Below are 12,698 nucleotides of genomic sequence, written 5' to 3' on the forward strand. Positions count from 1 at the left end.
ATCTTTTATTTTGACGAATAGTTCTTCGCCTTTTTCACAAATACTCAATCCCAGCGCTCTCGCCAATACCCGAAACTGGCGGTAAAAGCGCAGCAATCAAAACAGAAAGGACCGGCATCATGCGCGTCTATTACGATCGCGATTGCGACATCAACCTGATCAAGGACAAGAAAGTGGCCATCCTGGGCTATGGCAGCCAGGGCCACGCCCATGCGCTGAACCTGCGCGACTCGGGCGCCAAGAACCTGGTCGTCGCGCTGCGCGAAGGCTCGGCATCCGCCAAGAAGGCCGAAGCCGAAGGTCTGCAGGTGATGGGCATCGCCGAAGCGGCGGCCTGGTGCGACGTCATCATGTTCACCATGCCCGACGAACTGCAGGCCGAGACCTACAAGAAATACGTGCATGACAACATCCGTCCGGGTGCCGCCATCGCGTTTGCCCACGGCCTGAACGTGCATTTCGGCCTGATCGAGCCGAAAGAGGGCGTGGACGTCATCATGATGGCGCCCAAGGGCCCCGGCCACACCGTGCGCGGCGAATATGTCAAGGGCGGCGGCGTGCCCTGTCTGGTTGCGGTTCACACCGACGCCACCGGCAAGGCGCTGGAGACCGGCTTGTCCTATTGCTCCGCCATCGGCGGCGGCCGCTCGGGCATCATCGAGACCAACTTCCGCGAGGAATGCGAAACCGACCTGTTCGGCGAACAGGCGGTTCTGTGCGGTGGTCTGGTCGAACTGATCCGCTGCGGTTTCGAGACGCTGGTCGAGGCGGGCTATGCCCCCGAGATGGCCTATTTCGAATGTCTGCACGAAGTGAAGCTGATCGTTGACCTGATCTATGAAGGCGGCATTGCCAACATGGACTACTCGATCTCGAACACCGCCGAATACGGCCAGTATGTCACCGGCCCGCGCATCCTGCCCTATGAGCAGACCAAGAAGGCCATGAAAGAAGTTCTGAACGACATCCAGCAGGGCAAGTTCGTCCGCGATTTCATGCTGGAGAATGCGGTTGGCCAGCCGACGATCAAGGCATCGCGCCGAGCCAATGACGAGCATCAGATCGAACAGGTCGGCGAAAAGCTGCGCGGCATGATGCCGTGGATCTCGGCCGGCAAGATGGTCGACAAGTCGAAGAACTGATCACGGTTCCGACGCAAGACAAAGGGCGCCCAGCGGCGCCCTTTTTTGTTTCCGGGCGAGATGAAATCCGTTGACATGGGATTGCGGCGCCTGTCTGGTCTCGCTCGAGTATTGAGGGGCCTATGGACCAACGACCTGAGATCACGACGAAAAGCTGGTTGATGGTCGCCACGCTGGGTTTTGTCTGGGGCGGGACGTTCCTGATCATCGAGCTGGTGCTGGAACAGATGACGCCATTCTGGCTGGCGGCCTTTCGCATCGGTTTTGGCGCGGTGCTGAGCCTTGCGGTCTGGCAGGCCCTGGGCGGCAGGCTGTTCCGCGAACCGCTGGGCAGGGAGGGCCTGATTTCCCTGATTGGCATCGCCCTGCTCAATTCGGCCATTCCGTTTTCATTGATCTCGTGGGGGCAGCAATATGTCACCTCGGGCTTTACCGGGGTTTCGATGGCCTCGATCGCGCTGATGGTGGTCCCGCTGGCGCATTTCTTTGTCCCCGGCGAACGGATGACCCTGCGGCGCAGCTTGGGCTTTGTTATCGGTTTTGCCGGGGTGGCGCTGTTGATCGGGTCGCAGGCGTTCGAAAGCTCGGGCGATGTGCGCGAGTTGCCGGGGCGGCTGGCCTGCCTGACGGCTGCGGCCTGTTATGCGGTGGCCTCGATCCTGCTGCGGCGGTTGCCGCCGGTCGATCCGATCGGCCTGTCCACGGTTCTGTTGCTGATTGGCGCGGTGGCGATCGTGCCGATGGCCTGGGCGGTGGACGGGCCACCCGTGCTGCCGGATCAGCGCACGCTGTGGCTGGCGGCGTTTCTGGGTTTGGTGCCGACGGCGGCGGCCAATATCCTGCGGGTGACTGTGGTGCGCACCGCCGGGCCGGTTTTCATGAGCCTGACGAACTATCAGGTGCCGGTCTGGGCTGTTGTTCTGGGGGCCGTATTTCTGGGGGAGCCAATGCCCCCGACCCTGATTTGGGCACTGTTGCTGATCCTGTCGGGGGTCGGCCTCAGCCAGTATGGCGCGCTGAGGCGGCTGTTCGGGCGGTCAGGCTGAGACCGCCCCCGAAACCGCGTTCACCACCGAATCCACCGTTTGCTCCAGCAGGCCCTCGTCTTCGCATTCCGCCATCACGCGGATCAGCGGTTCGGTGCCGGATTTACGGATCAAGAGGCGCCCCTTGCCGTTCAGCGCCCCTTCGGCATCGGCAATTGCACGCTGCACTTCGGGCAGGTCAAGGGGAGTCTGGCCCGCGTCAAAGCGCACGTTTTTCAGAAGCTGCGGCACCGGTGTGAACTGACGTGCCAGTTCCGAGGCGCGACGGCCCGACGCCACCATTTCGGCCAGGAAATGCAGCCCCGCCATCAACCCGTCGCCGGTGGTGGCATAATCGCTCATGACGATATGGCCAGATTGCTCGCCGCCCAGGTTGAAGCCGCCTTCGCGCATCCGCTCGACCACATAGCGGTCGCCCACGGCGGTGCGCTCCAGCCGCAAGCCCTGACTGCCAAGGTGGCGTTCGAGGCCAAGGTTGGACATGACGGTCGCCACAAGCGCGCCGCCGCTGAGTTGGCCCTCGGCGGCCCAGCGTGTGGCGAGCAGCGCCATCAGCTGATCGCCATCGGCCACCGCGCCAGTTTCGTCAATGACGACAACACGGTCGGCATCGCCATCAAGACAAATGCCGACGTCGGCACCATGTGCGACCACCGTTTCGGCGGCGACGCGAGGCTGGGTGGAGCCGCAGCCCAGGTTGATGTTCTTGCCGTCGGGCGCAACCCCCACCGGGATGACATCGGCCCCAAGTTCCCACAACACTTCGGGCGCGGTGCGGTGAGCCGCGCCGTTGGCGCAGTCGATCACCACTTTCAGGCCATCGAGCCGCAGATCCCGCGGCAGCGAGGATTTCACCCGCTCGCCATAGCGGAACCGGGCGTCATCGACCCGGCGCGCGCGGCCGATGTTGTGCGCCTGCGCCGGCCTCACACCTTCTTCGATCAGCCGTTCGATTTCGATTTCAGCCTGATCGGAAAGCTTGAAGCCATCGGGGCCGAAAAACTTGATCCCGTTGTCCTGGGCCGGGTTGTGGCTGGCCGAGATCATCACGCCCAGATCGGCCCGCATCGAGCGGGTCATCAGCCCGACGGCGGGTGTCGGCACCGGCCCCAGCAGCAGCACGTTCATGCCGGTCGAGGTCAGCCCCGCGGTCAGCGCGTTTTCGAACATGTAACCCGACAGGCGGGTATCCTTGCCAATCACGACCCGGTGCACACCCGAGGCGTCGCGGCGGAAATACCGCCCCACCGCCGCGCCCATGCGCAAGGCCAGTTCCGCCGTCATCGGATAGGTATTGGCAGTTCCCCGCACCCCGTCGGTGCCGAACAACTTGCGCATCATGTGCCTCCGTTAGCTGCTGGCGACAGGATTACCGGACTGCGGCCCAAAGGCGCAAGGCCTGCGCGGTTTCCCTGACGTCATGCACGCGGATTATCTGAACCCCCTGCGCCAACCCGGCCAGCGCCACGGCGATAGAACCCGGTGCGCGGGCGTCGGCGCGCGGTTCCTTGCCGATCCGCCCGATGAAGCCCTTGCGGGACACGCCCAACAGGATCGGGCAGCCCAGACCGTGAAACAGGCTGAGATTGCGCAGCAGGGTCAGGTTGTGCGCCTCGGTCTTGCCAAAACCGATCCCCGGATCGACCACGATGTTCGACCGTGAAAGGCCCTGAGCCTCAAGTCGGGAAACCTGAGACTCAAGAAAATCGTACACGTCGAGCAGCACATTGTCATAGTGTGGCTCGTCCTGCATTGTCGCCGGATCGCCCTGCATGTGCATGACACAGACCGGCAGCTGATGCGCGGCGCAATAGGGCGCGAGATCAGGATCGAACACGAAACCCGAAACGTCATTGACGAGCGTGGCCCCCGCCGCAACAGCGGCCTGCGCCACAGCCGTCTTGCGGGTGTCGATCGAGATTGCCGTATCCGTTTCGGCGCGGATGGCCGTGATTATGGGAACGGTGCGGGCGATTTCCTCGGCGATGGCCACGGTCTGCGACCCGGGCCGGGTGGATTCGCCGCCAATATCCAGAAGCGTTGCCCCATGCGCCACCATTTCGAGCGCTGCCGCGCGGGCGGTTTCGACGGTGTCGTGCCGCCCTCCATCGGAAAAACTGTCCGGCGTGGTGTTGATGACCCCCATGATCTGCGGCTGGCCCATACCCAGACCGGCGACCGGGGCACGGGGCGCGATCAGCCGGTCGAGTGCCTGCGCCGGGATCGCGCGCGCCTCGATGACGGACGCGGGGGCGTTTCGGTCAAGTCTTTCGGCATGGGTGAACCACATATCCGTCCCTGCCAGCGGGACGGCCCCATCGGGCTGCGTCTGGCCCTGTTGCACCAGTGGGCGGTAGTAGTCGCTCACAGTTGGGCCTTCTCCACCGGAATCTGGCGCAGGGGCACGCTGGCCTCTTCCGGCAGATTGCCGCCGATCACCAGCATTTCACTGGCTTCGAAGGTTGCCGCAAACCAGGCCGACAGCGCCACGGCATCAGCGCGTTTGGCCGAGGGGCCGTCCACCGCGTCGAGCACGATCTTGGACGGCGCCCAGACGCAGATCTGGCCGTTCTTCATGGCCCAGTCCAGTTCGGTCCGGGTCGAGACGACAACGCAGCGGTGATCGCGCGCTGCCAGAACCCAGGCGTTCTGTTCGATGGCCAGAAGATCGATCCGGCGCTGGGTCATTGCGTGCCCGGTCTGTGGCACCGCAAGTGGCGAAGCCCCGACGCAAAGGATCAGCGGGCGCCTGCGATGTTCCAGCTGGTCGATCCATGCCGTCAGGTTGGGCGACGAAATCGCCTCGTTCGACAGGAAGACGAGGCGGGGATGGGGGCGTTCCTCGGCGGCGACGTCATGATGGAGCTTGTCTTTGCCGCGCACGATCTCGACCCCCAATGCGCCGGGGCCACGATCAAGTTTTTCGATGCGGACAAAGGCCCTTACGGCCTGAGGTTCAAGCAGAATGCGTTCCGCTACACGCTCGGCCAGTGTTTCCAGCAGGTTCAGGCGTTCTGCGGACAGCTCATGTGCGATGGCCTCGGTCACCCGGTCATAGGACAGGATGCGGTCGACATCGTCATCAATCGGTCCGGTCAGGGGTTTGACCTCGACCACGATATTGAAACAGATGCGCTGGGTGGTGCCGCGCTCGGCCTGAAAGGCGCCAATCTCGACCTCGACGATGTGGTCACGCAACGAGATACGGTCCAGCGGCCCGCGCGGCGCGGTGGCTTCGGAGCGTTCGGACGGGTGCGCAAATGCGAGGCGGATTTCAGAACTCATAGATCTGGCCTTTTTTCGGCTCGATGGACGGGTCCGCCCTAGATAGACGTTGCGGCAGCCTATAACAGCTTCACAAACGCCACACCAGCGACAGAATACGTCGTCAGGAGACCCTGAACCAGCTCATCATACCAGAAGCCGCGTGCCCAAGCATGTGGCAATGCAACAGCCAGTCGCCCGGATTGTCCGCCATCAGCGCGACCTGACGGGTTTCGCCGGGCGCGACAAGAACCGTATCGCGCCACGGACCCAAAGAACCATCGGGCTGGATCAGGCGGAAATGGTGGCCATGCATATGCATGGCATGGAAAAACGCGGTGTCGTTCACGAACTCGATCCGGTGCGAACTGCCGCGCGCGGCGTCGAGGAACGGATCGGCTGGCCTTGCCGCCTGTCCGTTCAGCGCCCAGAACCGGCCCAGTTCGGCCAGTTCCTGACCCGTCAGATCAACGCCGTCGATCTGCGCGTGATCCAGCCAGCGCATTGCGCCGCCCTGCATCGCCATCCGGTGCAGCGGTGCGTCGTCAAGGCTCAGCCCCTGCCCGACCGAATTGGGCGGCAGCGGAGCGGGAATGTTGCGGCGGTTCTGAGTGTTCTGACCACGCACGTCGAACCGGGCCAGACCAAAACCCTCGTCCCTTTCGATGCTGACGAGGCTGGCCGTCAGACCGGGTTCGACTGTGACATCGACAAGCAGGTCGACACGCTGCGCCGGGGCCAGCGGGAAGGAGCCGTTGACCCGTTGCGGCTGATCCAGCGGCATACCATCAAGCGCCACGATCCAGCCATCCAGCCCGTCGAGCCCAAGATCGAACACGCGCGCATTGGCCACGTTGATAAGCCGCAGCCGCAGCCGGTCATTGGTGGAAACGTCGAAACCCGGATCGAAACGGCCGTTGACAGTCAGAAGGTTACCGAGGCGCCCGGCATGGCTGAGGTCATGCCCGTTGTCGAAATCTTCGGTAATCTGCGCGGTTTCGGGCGACAGGCGCCAGTCGTCCAGCGCCAGTGTCAGGTCCCGGTCGATATCCGGGGCAACCGGTTCGTCAACGATCAGCGGTCCGTGCAGCCCCCTGGCCACCTGCTCGACTGTCTGATTGTGCGCGTGATACCAGTAGGTTCCGGCGTCGGGCACGGTAAAGTCGTAATCGAAGTTTTCGCCGGGCTGGATAGGATCCTGTGTCAGGCCCGGCACCCCATCCATGGCGTTGTCGATGCGGATACCATGCCAGTGAACCGAGGTCGGTTGCGGCAACGAGTTGAGGATACGCCGCTGTACGCGGGCCCCCTGCCTGACCCGGATTTCCGGCCCCGGCGCGGTGCCGTCAAAGCTCCAGATCTGCGTGGGATCATAGCTGTCGGGCGCGACCTGCTGAATTGCCTCGCGCGCTTCGAGAACGGGCAAAGCCGCCCTTGCGCGAACGGGAAACGCCGCCATTGCAGCCGAAGCTGCCAGTACCTGCCGCCGGGTGAGTTTCATCGCGGTCCTCCTGAACCGCAATATAGGCATTTGCGCGCACCCTGCCATCAGGGTTCCAGCGCGGGTGCGTCAATCAGTTGCTGGCAGTGCGGTAGTTGGGCCGGTAGAAAATGTGCACTCCGACGCGCGCGGTTTCCTTGAAGACGCGCGACCAGGACGGGCGGACCGCCTTGGTGTGATAGTGGGTGGCACCATCGGTGATGTCATCGGCCACACCGTCAATCGCCAGACGGGCGACCTTGGCCACACGTTCATAGGCTTCTTTTTCCGCGATCACTTCCTTGTGGCCGTCGCAGGTATAGGTGAACTGGCACTGGTACTTTCGACCTGTCCCCTGACGAATGACACCACACACCGTATCGGGAAACCGCTCGTTCGCCACGCGGTTCAGGATGACCTCGGCGACGGCAAACTGACCCTTGACGCTTTCGCCACGGGCTTCGAAGTACAGAGCCTCGGCCAGGCACTGCCATCTTTCGCCACCTGTCGCCTTGGGTCGCTGGTCGAGCCAGTCGCGGGTATAGCTGACCTCGATCGGGTCCGCTTCCTTTTTCGGCTTCAGAGACTTCAGATAGTCGCGAAAACTCTGACCCGGTTGTTCGTTCCGGCTCACCACCTCGGACCCACCGGAATAGACCGGCTCACGTTCCGCATTGGATGTCGTAGGCAACAAAAAGGCGGTCATGACCGCCGCAGCAGCAACAAAACGTATCATTCAGAAAACCTCGCACAGGCACTTAAGCGCCATACCCTCCCCCGGCGGGCGCGAGGAGGCTCATAACCCACTTGATGGCGAAGGTCCAGTTCAGGGAAAAACGCAAGTGGAATCTTGCCCATTCAAGCAAAATTCTGTGACCCAGAGTCCACGTTTTCCCCACTAAACCTGGTGTATTGTGCGCCTGTCAACCCCCAAGTTTGGAGGATATCGCCAGTTGAGCGGCAGCCAGCCGAGCGACCGGCACCCGGAAGGGCGAGCATGACACATAGTCGAACCCCGCTGCCCGGCAAAACGCGATTGATTCGGGGTTCCCGCCGTGTTCACCACAGACCGAAAGCGTCACGTCCGGTTGCGCTTTGCGACCGCGTTCAGCGCCTAGTTGCAGCAGCTCGCCAACCCCATCCGTATCAAGGACATGAAACGGGTCCTCGACAAAAACACCCTGGCGCACATAGGCCGACATGAACCGGCCCGCGTCATCGCGCGACAAACCATAGGTCATCTGCGTCAGATCGTTGGTGCCAAAGCTCAGAAACGCGACATGCGGAGCGATTTCTTCGGCACGCAGACAGGCGCGCGGGGTTTCCACCATCACGCCGAGTCGATAGTCGAACTCCTGATCCCGTTCCGAGGCCACGGCCGCAGCCACGGCATCGATGCGCGCCTTGACCAGTTCCACCTCGCGCTTGGCAGAGACCAGCGGGATCATCACCTCGGGTACCACCGGCGCACCCTCCATGCTGGCCTCCAGCGTCGCCTCGAAGATGGCGCGGGCCTGCATGTCATAGATTTCCGGCACGGTGACGCCCAAGCGCACGCCGCGCAGGCCCAGCATGGGATTGTATTCGGTCATCGCGGCAACCCGGCGTTCGACGTCCGAGACCGGCAGATCCAGCGCGTCGGCCAGTTCGCGCTGACCGCTGCGGGTGGTGGGCAGAAACTCGTGCAAGGGCGGATCGAACAGGCGGATACACACCGGTTGCCCTTCCATGATACGGAAAAGCTGTACGAAATCATCACGTTGCATGGGCAGCAGACGTTCCAGAACTGCCGCACGCCCTGACGGGGTCTGGGCAAAGATCATTTCGCGCATCACCGTCAGGCGGCCCGGATCAAAGAACATGTGCTCGGTCCGGCACAGGCCGATGCCCTGCGCGTTGAAATTGCGCGCGGTCTGGGCATCCTGCGGTGTGTCGGCATTGGCCCGGATACCGATGTCACGTTCGGTGTCGGCCCAGGCCATCAGGGTCTGGAAACAGTCGTCCTGCTCGGCCTCCAGCATTTCCGGCTCGCCCGCCAGAACCTGGCCGGAACTGCCGTCGATGGTCAGGATATCGCCGGTCTTGAAGATGCGCCCGTCCGGTGCGACGAGCTGCTTTTCCTTCATCCGGAACCGCATCTCTGAGGCCCCGACGATGCAAGGCAGGCCCATGCCCCGCCCGATCACCGCCGCGTGGCTGGTCATGCCACCCTTTTCGGTCAGAACGGCGACCGCCGCGTGCATGCCGCGCACGTCTTCGGGTGAGGTTTCGCTGCGTACCAGAATACAGGGTTCGCGCCGTGACGCGCTGGCCTGCGCCTCGGTTGCCGTGAAGACGATCCGGCCCGTTGCCGCGCCCGGGCTGGCGCCAATGCCGCTTGCCAGCACATCACGCTTGGTTTCGGGATGGACCTGCCGGTGCAGCAACTCGTTGACCGAGTGCGGATCGATCCGCATCACCGCCTCTTGCGGGGTGATGATGCCGTCTTCGGCCAGATGCACCGCGATGCGTACCGCCGCCCGCGCGCCGCGCTGGACGCGGACGCCATCGAGAATGTGGACATGGCCGTTCTCGATCACAAACTCGACCTGCATTTCCTCGCGCAGTTTCCGGCGCATCAGGGCGGCGTGGTCTTTCAGCTCGGCAAACGCCTCGGGCGCGACATCCTGGAGCGACTGGCCGCGCGGGTCCTTTTCGAGATAAAGCGCCGAGACCCCCTCGCCCAACGCGTCGCGGCCCTGGGACTGGCTGAGGTAGCGGCCGGTGATCTGCGACAGGCCGGTCACCGGATCGATCAGCTGCAACACGCCTGAGCCGCATTCACCCTGACCGACGCCGGGGATCATTTCCTGAACCACAAGTCCAAGACCCGCATCCGCCGGCGCACCCTTGGCCTGTCGCAACAGGCGGGCCGTGGTGCCATCCCAGGCCCGCGCCATCGAGCGCAGCACGGCGGCCAGTTGCTCGCCCCGGTCCTGCGGGAAGTTTTCGTCGGTTTCCTCCTCGTAGGCGCGCAACGACTGGCGCAGCCCCTCGCGGCCATCGGCCTCGATATTGTCGAACTCGTCCGGGTCGAGCCGCGCCACGTGGATCGCGTAGCTTTGCACAAAGCGCAGGTAAAGCGCGGCCGCCGCCTCGACCCCCATCGTGTCGGACAGATCGACATAGCGGGCATCGTTCATGCCGATGTTCAGAATGGCCCCCGGCCCGCCCCAGTCAGGATCTTCGGAACTGGGTCGGACGCACAGCAGCGCCGCCGGGTCGAATTGTCCCAGAATGGCGGCGATGTCGGGCATTTCGCCTTCGGCGATGTGGTGCACCGCGTCAAAGGACAACGCCACGGTGCGCGGCACCGGCAGATCAAGGCGCACAAGGCGCTGAAGGCATTTCGCCCGTCCACCATGGGTTGTTGTCGCCACCGGCGCGTCTGGGGTGATGAGGGTCGTGTCCGGATTATTCTGCACTGCGGCATCCTTTCGCTTGCCTGCAGCATAAGCGGCTTTGCCCGTGGTGCAAGGGTGATATCGGGCGCTTGGCGCGCGCCCGGTCACTTAGCCTTCGATCCGGGTCAAATCGGCAACCGAAGAACAGACCTGGCGGATCTGGTTCAGCAGGTTCAGCCGGTTGCGGCGAACGACCGCGTTGTCGGTGTTGACCTGGACCTCTTCGAAAAAGGCGTCGATCGGCGCGCGCAGGGCCGCCATCGCCGCCATCGCCGCCGGGAAATCCTCGGCCTTGAGGGCGGGGGCGATTTTCGCCTCGGCCCCGGTCAGCGCGGCAAAAAGCGCCTTTTCGCTGTCGGCCTCGGCGAACTTGATATCGGCGCCATAGGAATATTCCACGCCGTCCTGTTCCTCGGCCTGGGTCAGGATATTGTTGGCGCGCTTGAAGCCCTGCACAAGGTTCTCGCCATCCTCGGTCGCGATCACCGCGTTCAGCGCACGGGCGCGTTTGACCAGCAGGTTGAGGTCATCGTTGCCGTCCATCGCGATACAGGCGTCGATGATGTCGTGGCGGATGCCCTCGTCGCGGAGGAAGACCTTGAGGCGATCGTGGATGAATGACAGAAGGTCCGCAGACAGATCGGGAACCTCGCGTCCGACCTGATCCAGGATATCATTGTCGCCCAGCTTTTCCTTAACGGCCTGGAAGGCGGCACCAAAAACCCCATGATCGGCGATTTCGTCGATCAGGTCGCGCAGCGCGGCCTCGCCGCCGTGGGCGTGGTATTTGTGGCGGAGCAGTTGAGCGTCGACATGTCGATCCAGCGAAACGCGAAGATCATTGGCAAGCACCAACCGAATAACCCCCAGCGCCGCCCGGCGCAGGGCAAACGGGTCTTTCGATCCGGTGGGCTTTTCGTCAATCGCCCAGAAGCCGGTCAGCGTGTCCAGCTTGTCTGCCAGTGCGACAGTGACCGAGAGCGGTGCGGTGGGCACGTCATCCGAGGGGCCGAGCGGCGAGTAATGCTCCTGCGCCACGGCGGCGATGGCAGCGTCGTGACCTGCGGCTTCGATGTAATACCGCCCCATAAGTCCTTGAAGTTCCGGAAATTCATAGACCATTTCAGAGCTCAAGTCGGCCTTGGCAAGCTTGGCCGCTGTTTCGGCCTGATCGGCATCCGCACCGGTCACCGGGGCCAGTTCGCGGGCCAGTGCGGCAATGCGACGGATGCGGTCGCCCTGACTGCCCAGCTTGTTGTGGAAGGTCACGTTTTCCAGCGCATCGCTCCATTCGCCCATGCCCGCCCGGGCCACGCGCAGGTCGTTGTCCCAGAAGAACTTGGCATCGGCCAGCCGCGCCGACAGCACTTTCTGATTGCCCGCCAGAATGGTCGCGCCATTGTCGGCGGTTTCGCGGTTGGCGACGGTAATGAACCGTTCTATCCGGCCTGTTTTCGGATTGCGGACCGAGAAGAATTTCTGATGTTCTTTCATCGAGGTCTGCAGCACCTCGGGTGGCAGGTCGAGGAATTCGGCGTCGATCTGCCCCATCAGGACAACGGGCCATTCGACCAGCCCCGCGACCTCGGCCAGCAGGCCCTTGTCCTCGACCACATCCAGCCCGGCGGCGAAGGCGAGGTTCTGGGCGTCGTTCCAGATATGCTCGGCCCGCTCGCTGGGCGACAGCATCACATAGGCGCGCTTGAGCTTGGCGGCATAGTCGTCGAAGGAAGTGACCGAAAACCGGCCCGGCGCCATGAAACGGTGACCTTCGGTGCTGTTGCCGGATGCGATGCCTTCGACCTCAAGCGGCACCACTTGAGCGTCGGTCTCGTCGGTCAGGATGCACAGGATCGAATGCAGAGGACGCACCCAGCGAAGGGTGGAACTGCCCCAGCGCATGGATTTGGGCCAGGGGAAATTGCGGATCGCGGCTTCGAGCACTTCGGCCACGATCTCGGCCGCCGGACGGCCCGGCTTTTCGATGGTGGCGAAATAGATCGCGCCCTTGGGGGTGTCACGCTCCTCAAGCTGGTCGCGGGTGATGCGGGCACCGCGCAGGAACCCTTCGACGGCCTTGTCGGGTGCGCCGACCTTGGGGCCTTTGCGTTCTTCCCGGATAGTGGGGCTTTGCGTCAACAGCCCTTCGACCGCCAATGTCAGGCGGCGTGGCGTGGTCAGCGCTGCGGCATGGGCATAGGTCAGACCGGCCTCGACCAGACCATCGGTGATCCGCTTTTTCAGATCCTCACCTGCGCGCGCCTGCATGCGCGCGGGGATTTCCTCGGAAAACAGTTCGATCAGCAGGTCGGGCATGGTCGGT

9 protein-coding genes are annotated in these 12,698 nt (G+C 63.4%); 2 read left to right on the plus strand and 7 right to left on the minus strand.

Annotated elements, in window-relative coordinates:
* The first annotated feature begins 119 nt into the window (after positions 1–119).
* Together ilvC and AC2FMY_RS02420 are read left to right on the plus strand one after the other, a co-directional pair.
* Complete coding sequence (gene ilvC, locus AC2FMY_RS02415; protein ID WP_480748234.1) at positions 120–1,142, plus strand: ketol-acid reductoisomerase; 1,023 nt, start codon at positions 120–122, stop codon at positions 1,140–1,142.
* 122 nt (positions 1,143–1,264) lie between these two features.
* The gene (locus AC2FMY_RS02420) at positions 1,265–2,188 is read left to right on the plus strand and encodes a DMT family transporter (RefSeq protein WP_496744682.1); all 924 of its coding nucleotides are present in this window, start codon (positions 1,265–1,267) and stop codon (positions 2,186–2,188) included.
* Here the strand turns inward: AC2FMY_RS02420 and glmM are convergent.
* The 7 genes from glmM to glyS form a co-directional block, all read right to left on the minus strand.
* Positions 2,180–3,526: a phosphoglucosamine mutase gene (gene glmM / locus AC2FMY_RS02425; protein ID WP_480748232.1), complete on the minus strand. Its 1,347-nt coding sequence runs from the start codon at positions 3,524–3,526 to the stop codon at positions 2,180–2,182. The two genes, AC2FMY_RS02420 and glmM, sit on opposite strands and share 9 nt — an antisense overlap.
* Positions 3,527–3,557: 31 nt before the next feature.
* A complete protein-coding gene (folP, locus tag AC2FMY_RS02430) occupies positions 3,558–4,556 on the minus strand; it encodes a dihydropteroate synthase (protein ID WP_496744684.1) in 999 nt (332 codons plus the stop codon).
* On the minus strand, positions 4,553–5,473 hold the full coding sequence (locus tag AC2FMY_RS02435) for a dihydroneopterin aldolase (protein WP_480748230.1): 921 nt from the start codon (positions 5,471–5,473) through the stop codon (positions 4,553–4,555). The genes folP and AC2FMY_RS02435 overlap by 4 nt, the downstream gene beginning before the upstream one ends.
* 103 nt (positions 5,474–5,576) lie before the next feature.
* Positions 5,577–6,953: a multicopper oxidase family protein gene (locus tag AC2FMY_RS02440; protein WP_496744686.1), complete on the minus strand. Its 1,377-nt coding sequence runs from the start codon at positions 6,951–6,953 to the stop codon at positions 5,577–5,579.
* A gap of 73 nt (positions 6,954–7,026) precedes the next feature.
* On the minus strand, positions 7,027–7,668 hold the full coding sequence (locus tag AC2FMY_RS02445) for a cell wall hydrolase (RefSeq protein ID WP_496744688.1): 642 nt from the start codon (positions 7,666–7,668) through the stop codon (positions 7,027–7,029).
* A gap of 187 nt (positions 7,669–7,855) precedes the next feature.
* Positions 7,856–10,396 (minus strand): putative PEP-binding protein, encoded by a 2,541-nt coding sequence (locus AC2FMY_RS02450; RefSeq protein WP_496744690.1) that lies wholly within the window; start codon positions 10,394–10,396, stop codon positions 7,856–7,858.
* An 87-nt stretch (positions 10,397–10,483) separates the two neighbouring features.
* Complete coding sequence (glyS, locus tag AC2FMY_RS02455) at positions 10,484–12,691, minus strand: glycine--tRNA ligase subunit beta (protein WP_496806931.1); 2,208 nt, start codon at positions 12,689–12,691, stop codon at positions 10,484–10,486.
* Positions 12,692–12,698: the final 7 nt, after the last annotated feature.

This window comes from Ruegeria sp. YKSE079 (assembly GCF_059612845.1).